The 18699-nt window shown below is 63.3% G+C and carries 17 protein-coding genes; 15 read left to right on the top strand and 2 right to left on the bottom strand.

Annotated elements, in window-relative coordinates; translation table 11 throughout:
* Nucleotides 1-78: 78 nt before the first annotated feature.
* The 3 genes from ABTV29_RS10155 (at nucleotide 79) to ABTV29_RS10145 (ending at nucleotide 2991) form a co-directional block, all read left to right on the top strand.
* Nucleotides 79-1188: a 2-aminoethylphosphonate--pyruvate transaminase gene (locus tag ABTV29_RS10155; RefSeq protein ID WP_433769941.1), complete on the top strand. Its 1110-nt coding sequence runs from the start codon at nucleotides 79-81 to the stop codon at nucleotides 1186-1188.
* A gap of 151 nt (nucleotides 1189-1339) precedes the next feature.
* Nucleotides 1340-2167, top strand: a complete 828-nt coding sequence (phnX, locus tag ABTV29_RS10150; protein ID WP_433769940.1) for a phosphonoacetaldehyde hydrolase — start codon at nucleotides 1340-1342, stop codon at nucleotides 2165-2167.
* A gap of 263 nt (nucleotides 2168-2430) precedes the next feature.
* Nucleotides 2431-2991, top strand: coding sequence for a cytochrome b (locus ABTV29_RS10145; RefSeq protein WP_433769939.1), 561 nt, complete (start codon nucleotides 2431-2433; stop codon nucleotides 2989-2991).
* A 100-nt stretch (nucleotides 2992-3091) separates the two neighbouring features.
* Here ABTV29_RS10145 and ABTV29_RS10140 read toward each other — a convergent pair whose 3' ends face one another.
* A complete protein-coding gene (locus ABTV29_RS10140; RefSeq protein WP_433769938.1) occupies nucleotides 3092-4021 on the bottom strand; it encodes a 1-aminocyclopropane-1-carboxylate deaminase/D-cysteine desulfhydrase in 930 nt (309 codons plus the stop codon).
* A 144-nt stretch (nucleotides 4022-4165) separates the two neighbouring features.
* Nucleotides 4166-6205: an FAD-dependent oxidoreductase gene (locus ABTV29_RS10135; protein WP_433769937.1), complete on the bottom strand. Its 2040-nt coding sequence runs from the start codon at nucleotides 6203-6205 to the stop codon at nucleotides 4166-4168.
* A gap of 223 nt (nucleotides 6206-6428) precedes the next feature.
* Between ABTV29_RS10135 and ABTV29_RS10130 the strand changes: the two genes are divergently transcribed.
* The 12 genes from ABTV29_RS10130 to ABTV29_RS10075 all read left to right on the top strand — a co-directional run bounded on the left by ABTV29_RS10130 (nucleotide 6429) and on the right by ABTV29_RS10075 (nucleotide 18635).
* A complete protein-coding gene (locus ABTV29_RS10130) occupies nucleotides 6429-7100 on the top strand; it encodes a GntR family transcriptional regulator (RefSeq protein ID WP_433769936.1) in 672 nt (223 codons plus the stop codon).
* 112 nt (nucleotides 7101-7212) lie between these two features.
* Nucleotides 7213-8154: a 4-hydroxyproline epimerase gene (locus ABTV29_RS10125; protein WP_433769935.1), complete on the top strand. Its 942-nt coding sequence runs from the start codon at nucleotides 7213-7215 to the stop codon at nucleotides 8152-8154.
* Nucleotides 8151-9266, top strand: coding sequence for an NAD(P)/FAD-dependent oxidoreductase (locus ABTV29_RS10120; RefSeq protein WP_433769934.1), 1116 nt, complete (start codon nucleotides 8151-8153; stop codon nucleotides 9264-9266). The genes ABTV29_RS10125 and ABTV29_RS10120 overlap by 4 nt, the downstream gene beginning before the upstream one ends.
* Nucleotides 9259-9495 (top strand): 2Fe-2S iron-sulfur cluster-binding protein, encoded by a 237-nt coding sequence (locus ABTV29_RS10115; protein WP_433769933.1) that lies wholly within the window; start codon nucleotides 9259-9261, stop codon nucleotides 9493-9495. The genes ABTV29_RS10120 and ABTV29_RS10115 overlap by 8 nt, the downstream gene beginning before the upstream one ends.
* Nucleotides 9492-10748: an FAD-dependent oxidoreductase gene (locus tag ABTV29_RS10110; RefSeq protein ID WP_433769932.1), complete on the top strand. Its 1257-nt coding sequence runs from the start codon at nucleotides 9492-9494 to the stop codon at nucleotides 10746-10748. The genes ABTV29_RS10115 and ABTV29_RS10110 overlap by 4 nt, the downstream gene beginning before the upstream one ends.
* Nucleotides 10749-11848: 1100 nt before the next feature.
* Nucleotides 11849-12598 (top strand): helix-turn-helix domain-containing protein, encoded by a 750-nt coding sequence (locus ABTV29_RS10105; RefSeq protein ID WP_433769931.1) that lies wholly within the window; start codon nucleotides 11849-11851, stop codon nucleotides 12596-12598.
* A gap of 232 nt (nucleotides 12599-12830) precedes the next feature.
* Nucleotides 12831-13649, top strand: a complete 819-nt coding sequence (locus ABTV29_RS10100) for a transporter substrate-binding domain-containing protein (protein WP_433769930.1) — start codon at nucleotides 12831-12833, stop codon at nucleotides 13647-13649.
* Nucleotides 13650-13659: 10 nt separating this feature from the next.
* Complete coding sequence (gene lhpI, locus ABTV29_RS10095) at nucleotides 13660-15438, top strand: cis-3-hydroxy-L-proline dehydratase (protein WP_433769929.1); 1779 nt, start codon at nucleotides 13660-13662, stop codon at nucleotides 15436-15438.
* On the top strand, nucleotides 15431-16096 hold the full coding sequence (locus tag ABTV29_RS10090) for an amino acid ABC transporter permease (RefSeq protein ID WP_433769928.1): 666 nt from the start codon (nucleotides 15431-15433) through the stop codon (nucleotides 16094-16096). The genes lhpI and ABTV29_RS10090 overlap by 8 nt, the downstream gene beginning before the upstream one ends.
* Nucleotides 16097-16106: 10 nt before the next feature.
* Complete coding sequence (locus tag ABTV29_RS10085; protein ID WP_433769927.1) at nucleotides 16107-16757, top strand: amino acid ABC transporter permease; 651 nt, start codon at nucleotides 16107-16109, stop codon at nucleotides 16755-16757.
* Nucleotides 16750-17472 carry an amino acid ABC transporter ATP-binding protein gene (locus tag ABTV29_RS10080; RefSeq protein ID WP_110963875.1) on the top strand — a complete coding sequence of 241 codons (723 nt, stop codon included), beginning with the start codon at nucleotides 16750-16752 and terminating at the stop codon, nucleotides 17470-17472. The genes ABTV29_RS10085 and ABTV29_RS10080 overlap by 8 nt, the downstream gene beginning before the upstream one ends.
* Before the next feature lie 134 nt (nucleotides 17473-17606).
* Entirely contained in the window at nucleotides 17607-18635 is a 1029-nt protein-coding gene (locus tag ABTV29_RS10075; protein WP_433769926.1) for a trans-3-hydroxy-L-proline dehydratase, read from the top strand.
* Nucleotides 18636-18699 lie beyond the last annotated feature (64 nt).

Below are 18699 nucleotides of genomic sequence, written 5' to 3'. Positions count from 1 at the left end.
CAAACAATTTGATTGATAACTCGGCAAATTGCAATTTAAGCCCCGTAGCTTCATCCCATCGATTGCGAGGACACGAGAATGAGTATTGCCGCACCCATCCTGCTCACCCCCGGCCCGTTGACCACGTCCGCCCGCACCCGTCAGGCGATGATGGTTGACTGGGGTTCATGGGATGACCGCTTCAACCAACTGACCGCCAGCCTGTGCGAACAACTGCTGGCGATCATCAACGGCGCCGCCAGCCACTACTGCGTCCCCCTGCAAGGCAGCGGCACCTTCGCGGTGGAAGCAGCGATCGGCACCCTGGTGCCGCGCGACGGCAAAGTCCTGGTGCTGATCAACGGTGCCTATGGCAAGCGCCTGGCGAAAATCTGCGAAGTGCTCGGGCGCTCTTTCAGCACCTTCGAAACCGCCGAAGACGAACCGACCACCGCAGCGGACGTCGACCGCCTGTTGCGCGCCGATACCGGCATCACTCATATCGCGCTGATCCACTGCGAAACCAGCACCGGCATCCTCAACCCGCTGCCGGAAATCGCCCAGGTCGTGCAGCAGCACGGCAAGCGTCTGATCATCGATGCCATGAGCTCCTTTGGTGCCCTGCCGGTCGATGCGCAACAGATTCCGTTCGACGCCTTGATCGCCGCTTCCGGCAAATGCCTGGAAGGCGTACCGGGCATGGGGTTTGTGTTTGCCAACAAGCAATCTCTGGCCGCAGCCGCCGGCAACTCGCACTCGCTGGCGATGGATCTGTTCGACCAGCACGCCTACATGCAGAAAACCGGTCAGTGGCGCTTCACCCCGCCGACCCACGTGGTCGCGGCGCTGCACGAAGCCCTGCTGCAGTACAACGAAGAAGGCGGCCTGCCGGCGCGGCATGCGCGTTATGCCGCCAACTGCCAGGCGCTGATGGAAGAGATGGGCAAGCTGGGCCTGCGCAGCTTCCTGCCGGCCGCCATCCAGGCACCGATCATCGCCACCTTCCATGCACCGAAAGATCCGCGCTACCAGTTCAAGGAGTTCTACGAGCGGGTCAAGGCCAAGGGCTACATCCTCTACCCCGGCAAACTGACCCAGGTCGAAACCTTCCGCGTCGGCTGCATCGGTCACGTGCAACCGGCGGCGATGCGCGAAGCCGTGGCGGCCATCGGCGAAGTGTTGCGTGAGATGGAAGTGCTTGAAATCTAAGCCCCCCTTTCCCCTGTGGGAGCGAGCCTGCTCGCGATTGCGGTCTGACATTCACCATTGATGTCGACTGGCCGGGCCTCATCGCGAGCAGGCTCGCTCCCACAAAAAGCTGCTCCTTAATAGCCAGTTTTTTCTCAGGAATTCAGAAACCATGAACTACGCAAACCCAACCCAACTGCAAGCCGCCATCCTCGACTGGGCCGGCACCGTCGTCGACTTCGGTTCTTTCGCGCCAACCCAGATCTTCGTCGAGGCCTTCGCCGAATTCGACGTCCAGGTGTCCATCGAAGAAGCCCGTGGCCCGATGGGCATGGGCAAGTGGGACCACATCCGTACCCTGTGCAACCTGCCGGAAGTCGCCGAGCGTTACCGCAAGGTGTTCGGCCGCACCCCGACCGACGATGACGTCACCGCGATCTACCAGCGCTTCATGCCGCTGCAGATCGAAAAAATCGCCGAACACTCGGCGCTGATTCCGGGCGCGCTGGACACCATCGCCAACCTGCGCCAGCAAGGGATCAAGATCGGCTCCTGCTCCGGCTACCCGAAACAGGTCATGGACAAGGTCGTGGAACTGGCCGCTACCAACGGCTACGTGGCCGACCACGTGGTGGCCACCGATGAAGTGCCGAACGGCCGCCCATGGCCGGCCCAGGCATTGGCCAACGTGATCGCCCTGGGCATCGACGACGTCGCCGCTTGCGTGAAGATCGACGACACCGTGCCAGGCATTCTCGAAGGTCGCCGCGCCGGCATGTGGACCGTGGCCCTGATCTGCTCCGGCAACGCCCTGGGCCTGGACTACGAAGGCTTCCGCGCCCTGGACAGCGCCACGCTGGACAGCGAGCGCAAGCGCATCCACAAGCTGTTCGAAGGCTCGCGTCCGCACTACATGATCGACACCATCACCGACTTGCCGGCAGTGATCGCCGACATCAACCAGCGCCTGGCCCGTGGTGAGATGCCACAAGCCAACTGACCGAACACTGCCTCCCTGTAGGAGCGAGCCTGCTCGCGATGGACGTCAACGATAACGCTGGCTGCCTGATGCCCCGCGTTGTCCTTTCGCCCATCGCGAGCATGCTCGCTCCTACAGGGTCGCAAACGCATCTTCCTGTCAATTACCTGAACAGCGCATTCAGCGTTAAACAGCCCGAGGCAAAGCCGTTGAAACAGGATTACAGTTAAAGCACACCGTCAGCCAGGAACGGTGGCTTGACCTGACCTGTGAGGAAACGCGAAATGCCATGGAAAAACTCCGAATCACGCTACAGCACCGTATCGATCACGCTGCACTGGTTGATGCTGGTCCTGCTGGCGCTGGTTTACGCCTGCATCGAGTTGCGCGGGATGTTCCCCAAGGGCAGTGGCGGTCGAACCTTGATCGTGGAGTCGCACTTCATGCTCGGCCTGACGGTGTTTGTCCTGGTCTGGCTTCGCTTGTTCGCCCGCACTTTCGGCCCGGCGCCACAGATTTTCCCGGCATCGCCTCAATGGCAGACGACGCTGGCCAAACTGATGCACTGGGCGCTGTACCTGTTCATGATCGCCACACCGATTCTCGGATGGCTGACCACCAGCGCCAAAGGCAATCAAGTGATGTTCTACGGCGTCGATCTGCCGATGCTGATGGCCGAAGACAAGGCCTTCGCCAAGCAACTGCAGGAATGGCACGAACTCGCCGGCACCATCGGCTACTGGCTGATCGGCCTGCATGCGGTGGCTGCGCTGTATCACCATTACGTGGTGGGTGATAACACCTTGTTGCGGATGATGCCCAAGCGGGTGAACCGCAATATCTGATTCCAGAGAATCCCAACTGTAGGAGCGAGCCTGCTCGCGATAGCGGTTTGTCTGACACATCAATATTGGATGTGCCACCGCATCGTGAGCAGGCTCGCTCCTACAGTTGTTTGGGGGTGAACCCCCGACGCCCCTGTAAGCCACCGGTATGCACGAATATCAGCCGCGTACCCGGGGCAAACTTCCCCGCCTCGACTTGCTGCTTGAGCGCCATCAGCGCCTTGCCGGTGTACAAAGGTTCAAGGGGTACGCCGCTGGCGTGTTCGGTCTGTTCGATGAATTCGAGCAACAGCGGATCGACCTTGGCAAAGCCCCCTCGGCTGGCATCGAACAGCTCATAAGCCGAATGAGCCACACCCGCCTCCTGCAAAATCCGCTCGACCTGCTGCACCACCCCATGATCGCCAGGCACCGCCAACGCGCCGCAGACCGGGCGATCGCCAGCCTCGGCCAGCACCAGGCCGGCAAGAGTGGTGCCGGTTCCGCAGGCCAGCCACCAGGCGTCGTAGTCGCTCCAGTTCACATCCTTCAATTGCTGGTGAACCTGTGCCTTCAATTGCACGCAACCACGAGCGCCGGGCAAGCCGCCGCCCCCTTCGGGTACGGGGTGCAGCGTCGGGTATCGGCTGCGCCATGGCTCCCAGAAGCCCGCTTCATGCCGCGCCCGATAACCGCCGTAGCCGAGCCAGTGCAACTGCATGCCGAACGCCTGCAAATCCTCGACCGTGGGGGTTTGCTGCGGATGCCCGCGCAGCAGGCCGACCGTGGCAAAACCCAAGCGTTTGCCGGCCGCGGCCAGCGCATGAAGGTGATTGGAGTGCGCGCCACCCAGGCTGATGATGCCTTCGGCGCCGGATCGCTCGGCGGCCTTGAGGTGTTCGATCAGCTTGAACCATTTGTTGCCGCTGATCAGCGGGTCGATCCGGTCCAGGCGCAGGATCGCGACTTCGATGCCGGCGGTTTTGAGCCAGTCGAGAGGGAGGGGTTCGAGGGGGGCTTTGGGTAGCCAGTCGGAGGGAGGGAGAAGCATCGATGCCGGCTCTGAGTAAAGAGCCAGCATCTTAACAGCCCTTTGTGGCGAGGGAGCTTGCTCCCGCTCGGCTGCGAAGCGGCCGCAAAACGGGAGTCCTTCGGCCTCCAGCGGGAGCAAGCTCCCTCGCCACAGGACCTGCTGTTACAACCCGGCCGCCAACCGCGAACCCTGATTGATCGCCCGCTTGGCATCCAGCTCCGCCGCGACATCCGCGCCGCCGATCAGGTGCACGTTCTGCCCCGCCGCCACCAGGCCTTCCTGCAATTCGCGCAACGGATCCTGCCCGGCGCAGATCACGATGTTGTCCACCGGCAGCACCTGAGGCTCGCCGGCTTCGCCGATGCGGATGTGCAGGCCGTCGTCATCGATCTTCAGGTACTCGACGCTGTTGAGCATCTGCACCTGCTTGTTCTTCAGACCGGTGCGGTGAATCCAGCCGGTGGTCTTGCCCAGGCCGTCGCCGACCTTGGATTTCTTGCGTTGCAGCAGGAAGACTTCGCGGGCCGGAGCATGGGGCGTCGCCTTGATCCCGGCCACACCGCCACGGGCTTCCAGGTGTGTATCGATGCCCCACTCCTTCCAGAACTCATCACGGTTCAGGCTGGTGGCCTGGCCCTGGTGAACGAGGAATTCCGAGACGTCGAAACCGATACCGCCAGCACCGATCACCGCCACGCGCTTGCCCACCGGCTTGCGCTCGAGCAGCACGTCCAGGTAGCTCAGCACCTTGGCATTCTCGACACCGGGAATGGCCGGTACCCGTGGCGCAATGCCGGTGGCCAGGATGATTTCGTCGAAGCCGCCCTCGATCAGCGCAGCCACATCCACGCGGGTGTTCAGGCACACCTCGACGTTGGTGGTCTGCAATTTGCGGCCGAAATAGCGCAGGGTTTCGTAGAACTCTTCCTTGCCCGGCACGCGCTTGGCGACGTTGAACTGGCCGCCGATCTCACTGGCCGAATCAAACAGCGTCACCTGATGGCCACGTTCGGCGGCAACCGTCGCGGCGGACAGGCCGGCGGGGCCGGCGCCAACCACGGCGATCTTCTTCAGTTGCTGCACCGGCAGGTAATTAAGCTCGGTTTCGTGGCAGGCCCGCGGGTTTACCAGGCAGGTGGTCAGCTTGCCGCCGAAGGTGTGGTCCAGGCAGGCCTGGTTGCAGCCGATGCAGGTGTTGATTTCGTCGGCACGACCTTCAGCCGCCTTGTTGACGAAGTCCGGATCGGCCAGGAACGGCCGCGCCATGGACACCATGTCGGCATCGCCTTCGGCCAGGATCTGCTCGGCGACTTCCGGGGTGTTGATCCGGTTGGTGGTGATCAGCGGGATGCTCACCTCGCCGCGTAGCTTGGCCGTGACCTTGCTGAACGCGGCACGGGGAACCTTGGTGGCGATGGTCGGAATTCGCGCTTCGTGCCAGCCGATACCGGTATTGATGATGGTCGCGCCGGCCTTCTCGATGGCCTTGGCCAGCTGCACGATTTCGTCCCAGGTGCTGCCGCCTTCCACCAGGTCGAGCATCGACAGGCGGAAAATAATGATGAAGTTCGGGCCGACCGCTTCACGCACCCGGCGCACGATTTCCACCGGCAGGCGCATACGGTTCTCGTAGCTGCCGCCCCAGCGGTCGGTGCGGTGGTTGGTGTGGGCGGCGAGGAACTGGTTAATGAAATAACCTTCCGAACCCATGATTTCCACGCCGTCGTACTCGGCCTGTTGCGCCAGGGTCGAGCAGGTGACGAAATCGCGGATCTGTTTCTCGATGCCTTCCTCGTCCAGCTCCTTGGGCTTGAACGGGTTGATCGGCGCCTGGATGGCGCTTGGCGCGACCTGCTTGGGGCTGTAGGCATAACGACCGGCGTGCAGGATCTGCATGCAGATCTTGCCGCCCGCCTCGTGTACCGCGCGGGTCACGATCTGGTGCTTGAGCGCTTCTTCCTCGGTGGTCAGCTTGGCTGCGCCGGAGTACACGCCACCCTCGTCGTTCGGGCCGATACCACCGGTGACCATCAGGCCGACACCACCACGGGCACGTTCGGCGAAATACGCCGCCATGCGTTCGAAACCGCCAGGCTTTTCTTCAAGGCCGGTGTGCATCGAGCCCATCAGGGTACGGTTGCGCAGCGTGGTGAAACCCAGGTCCAGCGGGGCCAGCAGGTTCGGATAATGAGCGGCGGTCATCGGTAGCTCCACAAACAGCGATCACGGAAAAATGCGGGCGCTCTGCGGCACCCCTCAGTCATGCGTAACAGATTATGAGCAGTCCGAAGACGCCTCAATGACCGAAACTTACAAGTTAATGATCCAATTGTGCAGCTAGCTGTCGGGCAACCGCTCGGGCGCAGTGAGTGGCGCCCGCAAATTCGTATACCATATCGCCAAATAACTCCGAACGACCGCCGCCGTGACCCTACCCAAATTCAATGCCCCCGACCTGGGCAATGCCCCTTCGACATCGGAAATCATTACCCGCCATCTGCGCGATGCCATCGTCGCCGGGCATTTCGCCGAGGACGAACCGATTCGCCAGGACGATATCGCCCGGCAGTTCAACGTCAGCAAGATCCCCGTGCGCGAGGCCCTCAAGCGCCTGGAAGCCGAAGGCCTGGTGATGTTCCAGCGTAATCGCGGGGCGATGGTCACGCGGGTGTCCGATGCGGAACTGGCGCAGATGTTCGAAGTACGCATGCTGCTCGAAGACAAGGTGCTGCGCCTGGCCATTCCGAACATGACCGAAACCACCTTCGCCCGCGCCGAGAGCATCTGCCAGGAATTCGTCGGCGAGGATGACGTCGGCCGCTGGGCAGAGCTCAACTGGGAACTGCACGCCTGCCTCTACGAACCGGCGCAGCGCCCGTTTCTGGTGGGCCTGATCCGGTCGGTCAACGACAAGCTGGAACGTTACCTGCGCATGCAGATGAGCCTTTCGGCCGGCAAGGAACGCGCCGACCACGAACACCGGGAGATCATCGCCGCCTGTCGCGCCGGCGACGTCGACCGGGCGGTGAAGCTGCTTGACGAGCACATCGCCGGCGTCTGCAAGACCCTGTTCGAGCACCTGCCCCACCATCACTGACCGCTTTTGGCACTGTGCCGATTTCGTCATCGGCACAGAATAAAACCATCAAGCCGCCCACGCCCCGCCCGGGCCACTCTTGCGTTCACTCATCTGAACGGACGTGGCCTTCATGAAACGCATCACCGTGATTGACTCCCACACCGGCGGCGAACCTACCCGCCTGGTGACCGCCGGCTTTCCCGACCTGGGCACCGGCAGCATGGCCGAGCGTCGACAGCAGCTGGCTGACAAACATGACCATTGGCGCGCCGCCTGCGTACTCGAACCACGGGGCAGCGACGTGCTGGTGGGCGCCCTGTTGTGCGAGCCAGTCGACCCGAGCGCCTGCGCCGGAGTGATTTTCTTCAACAACACCGGCTACCTCGGCATGTGCGGCCACGGCACCATTGGCCTGGTGGCCTCACTGGCGCATCTGGGCAAGATCGGTCCGGGTGTGCACAGCATCGAAACGCCGGTGGGCACGGTACAGGCAACCCTGCATCCGGATCACTCGGTCAGCGTGCGCAACGTGCCGGCCTACCGCTATCGCAAGGCGGTCGCGTTACAGGTGCCGGGGATCGGCGAGGTGGTCGGTGACATCGCCTGGGGCGGCAACTGGTTTTTCCTCATCGCCGGGCATGGCCTGCGGGTCGCTGGCGACAACCTCGATGCGCTGACCGCCTACACCTACGCCGTGCAGCAGGCACTGGAGGATCAGGGAATACGCGGGGAAGACGGCGGGTTGATTGACCATGTCGAACTGTTCGCCGACGACGCCCAGGCCGACAGCCGCAATTTCGTGCTCTGCCCCGGCAAGGCGTACGACCGTTCACCCTGCGGCACCGGCACCAGCGCAAAACTGGCGTGCCTGGCGGCCGATGACAAATTGCAGCCGGGGCAGATCTGGCGCCAGGCCAGCGTGATTGGCAGCGAGTTCGAAGGCTCCTATGAATGGCAAGAAGGGCAAGGCGAGCGCATCGTGCCGACGATTCGCGGCCGCGCCTTCATCAGCGCCGAGGCCAGTCTGATCATCGAACAGGACGACCCGTTCGCCTGGGGCATTCGCCCATGAACCGGGGCCAGGCGGCCGATGTGATCGTGATCGGTGCCGGCATCATCGGCGCCGCTTGTACCCAGGCGCTGGCCCGGCGCGGCTTGCGCGTGCTGGTGCTGGACGCCGGGCTGCACGGTGCGACGGCGGCGGGCATGGGGCACCTGCTGGTGCTGGATGACAACCCGGCCGAACTGGCCCTGAGTCAATACTCGCTGCAACGCTGGCGCGAACAGGCGCCCGACCTGCCCAACGGCTGCGCGTACCGCAGCAATGGCACCTTGTGGCTGGCGGCCAATGCCGAAGAAATGGCCGTGGCCGAAAGCAAATACCTGAACCTGCAGGCCCAGGGCGTGGCCTGCGAGTTGGTCGCCCGCCGAGCCTTGCACAGCCGCGAGCCGGCGTTGCGCGAAGACCTCGAAGGCGGCTTGTTGATCAACGGCGACGGCATTCTGTACGCCCCGGAGACGGCCAGCTGGATGCTCGACAGCGCCAACATCGAACAACGACGGGCACGGGTCAGTGAAGTCGACGGCAACCGCGTGCGCCTCGACGACGGCCAGTGGCTGCACGCCGAGGTGGTCATCCTGGCCAACGGCATCCAGGCCACCGAGCTGTGCCCGGAATTGCCGATCGAGCCGAAAAAAGGCCACCTGTTGATCACCGATCGCTACCCCGGCAAGGTCACCCACACGCTGGTGGAACTGGGCTATGTGACCAGTGCCCACAACGCCACGGGGCCGTCGACTGCCTGTAATATCCAGCCGCGCCCCACCGGGCAATTGTTCATCGGCGCCTCGCGGCAATTCGGCACCACCGATCCGCAGGTCGAAGGCTGGATGCTGGCGAAAATGCTCAAGCGCGCCACCGAGTACATGCCGGGCCTGGCGCAGCTCAACGGCATCCGCGCCTGGACCGGTTTTCGCGCCGCCAGCCCCGACGGTCTGCCGCTGGTGGGCCAGCATCCACAACGCAAGGGCCTGTGGCTGGCCGTCGGTCACGAAGGACTTGGCGTCACCACCGCCCCCGGCACCGCCGATTTGCTGGTTGCGCAATTATTCGGCGAGACGCCGCCACTGGCGGCGCAACCCTATCTACCGCAACGTTTTCTCGGGGAGGCCGTCTATGCCTGACTTGATCCTGGACGGTCGTGCCCTGCGGGTGGCCGAAGGCACGACGGTCGCTGCGGCACTGGCCCAGGGCGGTGACGGTTGCAGTCGCACCTCGGTCAGCGGCCAGCGACGCGCACCGCTGTGCGGCATGGGCATTTGCCAGGAATGCCGGGTGACCATCAACGGCCGTCGCCGGCTGGCATGCCAGACCCTGTGCGAGAACGACATGCAGGTGCAGACCCGACCATGAACCAATACGCCGACCTGTTGATCATTGGTGCCGGCCCTGCCGGGATGAGTGCCGCCCTCGCCGCCGCCTCTAGTGGCGCGCGCATCGTGCTGCTCGACGACAACCCGCTGTCGGGCGGGCAGATCTGGCGCGACGGGCCGCAAGCCAGTCTGCCAAATCTTGCGCGGCAGCTGCGTGAACGCCTGCACGCCTGCAGCAATATCCGCCACCACCCGGGCACCCGGGTGATCGCCTGTCCTGCGCCCAACCAGTTGCTGGTGGAAGACGCCGATCACGGCTGGTTGATCGACTACGACAAACTGATTCTGTGCACCGGTGCTCGCGAATTGCTGCTGCCCTTCCCCGGCTGGACATTGCCGGGCGTCACCGGGGCCGGGGGACTTCAGGCGCTGATCAAGGGTGGCTTGCCGGTGCAGGGCGAGCGCATCGTTATCGCCGGCAGCGGGCCCTTGCTGCTGGCCAGCGCCGCCACCGCGAAACATAACGGCGCCCAGGTGCTGCGCATCGCCGAACAGGCCACTGCGCTCGCGATCGCCGGGTTCGCCCTGCAACTGCCACGCTGGCCGGGCAAGTTGCTGCAATCTTTGACCCTGTTCGACCGCCAGTACCGCGCAGGCACTCAGGTTGTCGAAGCCTTGGGCAATGATCGGCTGGAGGCCGTGCGCCTGCGCCAGCAAGGCAAAATCGTCGAGCTGGCCTGTGATCGCCTGGCCTGTGGTTTCGGCCTGATTCCCAATACACAGCTTGGCCAGGCGCTGGGCTGCGCACTCGTAGACTCAGCGCTCGCGGTCGATGCCTGGCAAGCGACGAGCCAGGGGAATCTCTTTGCGGCCGGTGAATGCACCGGTTTTGGCGGCAGTGAACTGGCACTGGTCGAAGGCGCAATCGCAGGTCTCGCCGCTGTCGGTAACACTGCGGCGGCCCGACAGCTGTGGCCACGTCGGGCGCGCTGGCAGGGCTTTGCCAGGGCGTTGAACAGCGCGTTCAGGCTTGATCCGCAGCTCAAGGATTTGGCGCGGGCCGATACGTTGGTCTGTCGCTGCGAAGATGTCCCCTACGCCGCGATCGCCGGGCACCCGGACTGGCGCCAGGCCAAGCTGGCCAGTCGCTGTGGCATGGGGGCCTGTCAGGGGCGGGTGTGTGGTGGGGCCTTGCAGTATCTGTTTGACTGGCAGCCGTCGGTGCCGAGGCCGCCGTTTAGTCCGGCTCGGATTGAAACGTTGTTGTGTGTGGATGACACGCCGCCGGCTTGAAGGATGCCTCCGACCTCTGTAGGAGCGAGCCTGCTCGCGATGGCGGCCTGCCAGCCGACCATGCTCTTTCAGGCGTACATATCCATTTCTGCGGTAACGGCCACTTAGGGTTCCGCCCTTACGGCGGGTTACTTGGAAAAGCGCCAAGTAACCAAGCGCTTTTATCCCCTGACGTACGGCCCTTCGCTTAGGCTCAGGGTTCCCTCCCTCCGGTATTCATCCGGGGGCATCGCCTCCGGTTTGCTTCGCTGCACCTCCTCTCGATGTGTGCGGCTTCGCCGCACGGCGCTGTGCGCCCTCCCCCCGGATGAACACCTCCACTCGGCCTTCCGACGGGGCAGATCAAAATCAAAAGCAGGCGAGGCGAGCTACCGCTCGGCCTGATGGTTGGCGCGGTTCCCTGTAGGAGCGAGCCTGCTCGCGATGGACGACAGAACGCCGCGGGGGGTCAGGCTGCCAGCGTTATCGTTGACGACCATCGCGAGCAAGCTCGCTCCTACAGGGGATTGGGGGCATCCGTGAAATCAGGTGGGCTGTCAGGCCGCCTTCGCTGCGATGCGGCGACCCGACAAGCCAGCTCCCACAGGCATGTGCCTATCTGCAAGGGACCTGTAGGAGCTGTCGAGTGAAACGAGGCTGCGATCTTTTGATTTTCAAAAGCAAGATCAAAAGATCGCAGCCTTCGGCAGCTCCTACAGGGAACCGCGCCAACCATCAGGCCGAGCGTTAGCTCGCCTCGCCTGCTTTTGATTTTGATCTGCCCCGTCGGAAGGCTGAGCGGAGGCGTTCATCCGGGGGGCAGGCGCGTAGCGCCGTGCGGCGCAGCCGCACACATCGAGAGGAGGTGCAGCGAAGCAAACCGGAGGCGATGCCCCCGGATGAATGCCGCAGCGAAGGTATGCCGAGCCTGGGCGAGGCACCGTACGTCAGGGGATCAAGCGTTTGGTTACTTGGCGCTCTTCCAAGTAACCCGCCGTAAGGGCGGAACCATAAGCAGCCGTTACCGCAGAAATGGATATGTACTCGGTCAAAAAAAACCAGGGTTCCGGCCAAGCCCGCGAGTCTTTATGATCCCGGTGTCGCCCCCAGGCCCCAACCCCATGTTCCCGTCACTCAATGCCTTCAAACCCTGTGACCTGCCCACCCTGCTGAGCAGCCTGCAGCCCATCGCGACGCTGCTCGACACCCTGTCGGACGTGGTGTTTTTCATCAAGGACAGCCAGGCCCGCTACGTTTTCGTCAACCAGACGCTGGCCTTGCGCTGCGGTTTCAAGCGCAGCGAACAATTGCTCGGGCTCACCGCCGACCAGGTCTTCCCCGCACGCTTCGGGCCGCTGTACACCGAACAGGATCGGCGCGTGCTGTCCACCGGCCGCGAACTGGCCGATCAACTGGAGCTGCACCTGTACCTGGGAAACCAGCCGGTCTGGTGCCTGACCCATAAGCTCGCCCTGCAGGATGATCAAGGGCGGATTGTCGGTCTCGCCGGGATCTCGCGGGATCTGCAGCTGCCCCAGTCCAATCATCCGGCATTCCAGAAACTCGCCGCGGTGGACGCGCATATCCGGCGCCATTTCGCCCGGCCGATCAGCCTTGCCGAACTGACTGCGATTGCCGGGTTTTCCGTGGCGCAACTGGAGCGCCATTGCAAACGGGTGTTCCAGCTCACGCCACGGCAGATGATCCACAAGTCCCGCCTCGAAGAAGGTTCGCGGCTGTTGCTGGACACCGACCTGCCCATCACTGAAATCGCCCTGCGTTGCGGTTACACCGACCACAGTGCGTTCAGCCGTCAGTTCCGCGCACTGACCAGTCTCTCGCCGAGCCAGTACCGGGAAGGGCGTCGGTAAAAATGTTCCGTTAAGGGGCGCTTCACACGCGCCCTGCTCCCTTCCGTAACACCCTGCGTTTCGCGCCATCGCGCCACTTCTTTTGCGTCCTTGCCCTAAACCGCCCTGACTCAAGGGCTGGCTGGAATTTCAGCAGGAAAAAAAATATCGGCACGCTCATTGCTAACAATTAATATCGTATACGAAATCCTCAATACGATATCTAACAGCACTTTCCCATCACGAGGCCTCTATGAAAAACCCCGTATTTGCCGTAGCCCTCAGCGCTGTTCTCAGTACCTCCTTCATCGCCACCGCGCATGCCGACAAGCTCGACGACATCATCGGTTCAGGCAAGCTGCGCTGCGCCGTGACCCTGGACTTCCCGCCCATGGGCTTTCGTGATGCGAGCAACAGCCCCGCCGGTTTCGACGTGGACTATTGCAACGACCTGGCGAAGATCCTCGGCGTTGAGGCCGAAGTGGTAGAAACGCCGTTCCCCGACCGCATTCCGGCGCTGATCTCCGGGCGCGCCGACGTGATCGTCGCCTCCACCTCCGACACCCTCGAACGGGCCAAGACCGTCGGCCTGACCGTGCCCTACTTCGCCTTCCAGATGGTTGTGCTGACCCGCGACAACACCGGCATCAACAACTTCAACGACCTCAAGGGCAAGGCCCTGGGCAACACCAGCGGCACCTTTGAAGCCATCGCCCTGGAAGCCGATGTGAAGAAATGGGGAAGTGGTTCCTTCCGTGCCTACCAGTCGCAAAACGACACGCTGCTGGCGGTGGCCCAGGGTCACATCGACGCCACGGTGGTGACCAATACGGTCGCCGCCGCGACGATCAAGTCGGGCAAATACAAAAACCTCAAAGTCGCCGGCAACGCGCCGTACACCATCGACTATGTGTCCCTGGGCGCCAAACGCAGCGAGTACGGCCTGCTCAACTACCTCAACCTGTTCGTCAATCAGCAGGTGCGCAGCGGTCGTTACAACGAGTTGTTCACCAAATGGGTCGGTACCGAAATCCCGCCGACTGACCTGACCGTGCCGAAGGTCTACTACTGAGATGCCCGGCATGCCTGGATCCACTGCTCTCACCGGTCGTAGCCTGGTGGCGGGCTGCGCCCAGGGCGAACTGCTGTTCGCCGATGTGGGCTTAAGCTTCTGGGGCGGAGTCGACCCGTTCAGTGGCGAAGTCATCGACCGTCATCATTCGCTGAGCGGCCAACACCTGGCCGGTCGTGTGCTGGCCATTCCCGGCGGCCGCGGGTCCTGTACCGGCAGCAGTGTGCTGATGGAACTGATCAGCAACGGTCATGCGCCGGCCGCGCTGGTACTGGTCGAAGCCGATGAGATCCTGACCCTGGGCGTGCTGGTGGCACAGACCATTTTCGAGCGTTCCCTGCCGGTGCTGTGCATCGGCCGGGAGGCCTTCGCCGCCTTGCGCGGCGGGGCTTTCGCCCGCGTCGAAAATGCCGCATTGCGGGTATTCGATCAGATGCCTGTCGATACCTGGCAGGCAGCCAACGAGCCGTTGCCCACCCGCGAAGCCCATAACCTCATCGAACTCACCGAATCGGACCGCGCGCTGCTCGATGGGCAGTCGGGCAAGGCCGCGCAGATGGCGATGCAGATCGTCCTGCGCATGGCTGACATTCAAGGCGCCCCGCGTCTGGTGGATGTCACCCAGGCCCATATCGACGGCTGCATTTACACCGGCCCCGCGAGCCTGCGTTTTGCCGAACAACTGGTGCAATGGGGCGCGAAGGTTCGCGTCCCCACCACCCTCAATTCGATTTCCGTGGACCAGCGCCGCTGGCGCGAGTTGGGCATCGACCCGGCGCTTGGTGAACCGGCCAGTGCCTTGGGTGACGCCTACATGGCGATGGGCGCGCAGCTCAGTTTCACCTGTGCTCCCTACTTGCTCGACAGCGCGCCGAAGGCCGGCGAGCAGATCGTCTGGGCCGAATCCAACGCGGTGGTCTACGCCAACAGCGTGCTCGGCGCCCGCACCCTCAAGTACCCGGACTACCTGGATATCTGCATCGCCCTGACAGGCCGCGCGCCCCTGATCGGTTGCCATCTGGACGCACAACGCAAGGCGCAACTGCTGATCGAGTTACCGCCGTTGGGTGAGCTCGACGATGCGTTCTACCCCTTGCTCGGTTACCACATCGGCGGCCTCGCCGGCAGCCGGATCCCGCTGGTGCTCGGGCTGGAGAAGCAGCAGCCGGATCTGGATGACCTGAAGGCCTTCGGTGCGGCGTTTGCCACCACCTCCGCCGCGCCACTGTTCCACATCGCCGGGATCACCCCCGAAGCACTCGACCCGTCGCAGGTGCAGGCGTCGGACACTGCGCTGCCCGTGCACAGGATCCGCTTGACGGACCTGTTGCTGAGCTGGCGTGAACTCAACAGCGCCCGGGACAACCGGGTGGACGTGGTCTCTCTGGGTAACCCGCATTTCTCTCTTGGCGAATTCGCCCACCTCGCACGCCTGTGCCGTGGCCGGCGCAAACATCCAGAAGTGGTGCTGGCCATTACCTGCGGTCGTGCGGTGCTGGAACAGGCGCGCGCAGCCGGGCACATCGGCGAGATCAAAGCCTTCGGCGCCACGCTGGTGACCGACACCTGCTGGTGCATGCTCGGCGAACCGGTGATCCCGCCGGCCGCTACCACTCTGATGACCAACTCGGGCAAGTACGCCCATTACGCACCGGGTTTGGTGGGGCGCACGGTGCACTTCGCCAGCCTCGCCGAATGCGTCGATGCCGCCTGCACTGGCAGCGCCAGCGGGCGCCTGCCGACCTGGTTGCAACCTGCCCTGCCGATGGAGACTCCCGCGCATGTTTGATTACACCTTCCAATGGCGCGCCACCCTGCGCGCCTTGCCGGACATGCTCGCCGGTGCCTGGGTCACGTTCGAGACCGCCGCACTGTCGATGATTTTCGGCGTTCTGATCGCCCTGGCCCTGACGGTCATGCGCGAAACCCGGCACCCGCTGCTGCGCGGTATCGGCAACGGCTGGGTGTCGATTGCCCGCAACACCCCGTCGCTGTTCCAGATCTACGTGTTGTATTTCGGCCTGGGTTCGATGGGCCTGCACGTCAGCTCCTGGTTCGCCCTGCTCGCCGGGATCACTTTCAACAACGCCGGCTACCTGGCGGAAAACTTTCGCGGCGGGCTCAAGGCCGTGCCCGGCACCCAAGTGCGGGCCGCGCGCTCGCTGGGCATGAGCGCCTTCCAGGCTTACCGGATGATCGTGGTGCCGCAGCTGTTGCGGATCGTGTTCTACCCGCTGAGCAACCAGATGGTCTGGGCGGTGCTAATGACGTCGCTGGGGGTGATTGTCGGGCTCAACAACGACCTCACTGGCGTGACCCAGGACTACAACGTCAAGACCTTCCGCTCCTTCGAATATTTCACCATCGCCGCGGTGCTGTACTACCTGATCGCCAAGGCGATCGTCGCGACGGCCCGGCTAATGGCCTGGCGCCTGTTCCGTTACTGAGGACGTGACCATGTTTTCCACCAGCTTTTCCTGGAACGATCTGATGTTCCTGCTCAACGGCGCCTGGGTCACGCTGCAACTGACCTGCTGGGCCATCCTGCTCGGCACGCTCGTGGGGCTGCTGTTCGGGTTGCTGCGCGCCCTGTTGCCACGGCTGACCCTGCCACTGGCCTGGGTGCTGGATGTGTTTCGCAGCGTGCCGCTGCTGATCCAGTTCGTGCTGTTCAATTCACTCAAAAGCATCGTCGGGCTGAACATCAGCGCCTTCAGTGTCGGTTGCATCGTACTCGGGGTCTACGCCGCGGCGTACTTCACCGAGATCGTGCGCGGCGGCGTGCTCTCGGTGCCGCCCACCCTGCGCCGGGCCAGTCGTTCGCTGGGCCTGAGTTTCTTCCAGGACCTGCGATGGATCGTCCTGCCGATCGCCACCCGAGTGGCCTTCCCCGGCTGGCTGAACCTGGTCCTGGGCGTCATGAAAGACACCGCGCTGGTGATGTGGATCGGCATCGTCGAATTGCTGCGCGCCTCGCAAACCATCGTGACCCGCATTCAGGAACCGCTGCTGGTGCTGTGCATTGCGGGCCTCATCTACTACGTCATGAGCCTGGTGGTCGCACGCCTCGGCGCTCGTCTGGAAAGAAGGTGGCAAGAAAATGATTGAGATCGAAAACGTACACAAATCCTTTGGCGACCTGGATGTGGTCAAGGGTGTCAGCCTGACGGTGGACAAGGGCGAAGTGGTCTCCATCATCGGCGGCTCAGGCTCTGGCAAGTCGACCCTGCTGATGTGCATCAACGGCCTGGAGCCGATCCAGAAAGGCAACATCCGCGTGGACGGCGTCGAGGTGCACCAGCGCGGCACCGACCTCAATCGCCTGCGGCAGAGGATCGGCATCGTGTTCCAGCAATGGAACGCCTTCCCGCACCTGACCGTGCTCGAAAACGTGATGCTGGCGCCACGCAAGGTGCTGGGCAAGAGCAAGGCCGAAGCCGAGGAACTGGCGGTGCAACAACTGACCCACGTGGGTCTGGGCGACAAGCTCAAGGTGTTCCCCGGCAAACTCTCGGGCGGCCAGCAACAACGCATGGCCATTGCCCGCGCCCTGGCCATGTCGCCGGACTATATGTTGTTCGACGAAGCCACCTCGGCCCTCGACCCGCAACTGGTCGGCGAAGTGCTGGACACCATGCGCATGCTCGCCGAAGACGGCATGACCATGGTGCTGGTAACGCACGAGATCCGCTTTGCCCGGGACGTGTCCGACCGCGTGGCGTTCTTTCGCAACGGCCTGGTGCACGAGATCGGCTCGCCAGACCAGGTGATTGGCAATCCGCTGCAGGCCGAGACTGCGGCGTTTCTGAAGTCGGTGAAATAACTGATGGCCCCATCGCGGGCAAGCCCGCTCCCACAAGGACTGGCGGTGGATGCAACATCAACATCCAACACAGACCCCTGTGGGAGCGGGCTTGCCCGCGATGAGGCCCTGACAGACAACACAAGGAGGGAACAATGCGCTCATCGAAAGTAGTTCATGTAGTCAGCTGCCACGCCGAAGGTGAAGTCGGCGACGTGATCGTCGGCGGTGTCGCCCCACCGCCCGGCGACACCGTCTGGGAACAATCGCGCTGGATCGCACGGGATGAAACCCTGCGCAACTTCGTGCTCAACGAACCCCGTGGCGGGGTGTTCCGCCACGTCAACCTGCTGGTGCCGGCCAAGGACCCACGGGCACAGATGGCCTGGATCATCATGGAGCCGGCGGACACGCCGCCGATGTCCGGCTCCAATTCATTGTGCGTGGCCACCGTGTTGCTCGACACCGGCATCCTGCCAATGACCGAACCGCAAACCCGGCTGGTGCTCGAAGCCCCCGGCGGCCTGATCGAGGCCGTGGCCGATTGTCGTGACGGCAAGGTCCAGCGGGTGGAGGTGAAAAACGTGCCCTCCTTCGCCGATCGCCTGGACGCGTGGATCGAAGTGGAAGGCCTCGGTTCGCTCAAGGTCGATACCGCCTATGGCGGCGACAGTTTCGTGATCGCCGACGCCAAGGGCCTGGGCTTTTCGATCCGCCCCGATGAGGCCGCCGACCTGGTGGCGGTCGGGCTGAAAATCACCCGTGCGGCCAATGAGCAGTTGGGCTTCACCCATCCGCTGAACCCCGAGTGGTCGCACATTTCCTTCTGCCAGATCGCGGCGCCCATCGCGTATGAAAACGGCATCGCCACCGGCGCCAACGCGGTGGTGATTCAACCGGGCAAAATCGACCGCTCACCGACCGGCACGGGCTGCTCGGCGCGCATGGCGGTGTTGCAGGCCAAGGGATTGATGCAGGTTGGCGAACGCTTCATCGGGCGCTCGATCATCGGCTCGGAGTTTCACTGTCGCATTGACTCACTGACCGAAGTGGCCGGTCGTCTTGCGATCTACCCCTGCATTTCCGGCCGGGCCTGGATCACCGGCACCCACCAACTGCTGCTCGATCCGAGCGATCCATGGCCACAAGGCTATCGACTGTCGGACACCTGGCCTGGGGCCTGACCCATCTGCTGCGCAGTGACTTCCCTGAACACCCGGACCAACGGCCAATAAAAACCCTGAAAAA

This window comes from Pseudomonas putida, assembly GCF_050989985.1.
Lineage (GTDB): Bacteria > Pseudomonadota > Gammaproteobacteria > Pseudomonadales > Pseudomonadaceae > Aquipseudomonas > Aquipseudomonas putida_AI.
This window is presented reverse-complemented; position numbering and strand designations above follow the sequence as displayed.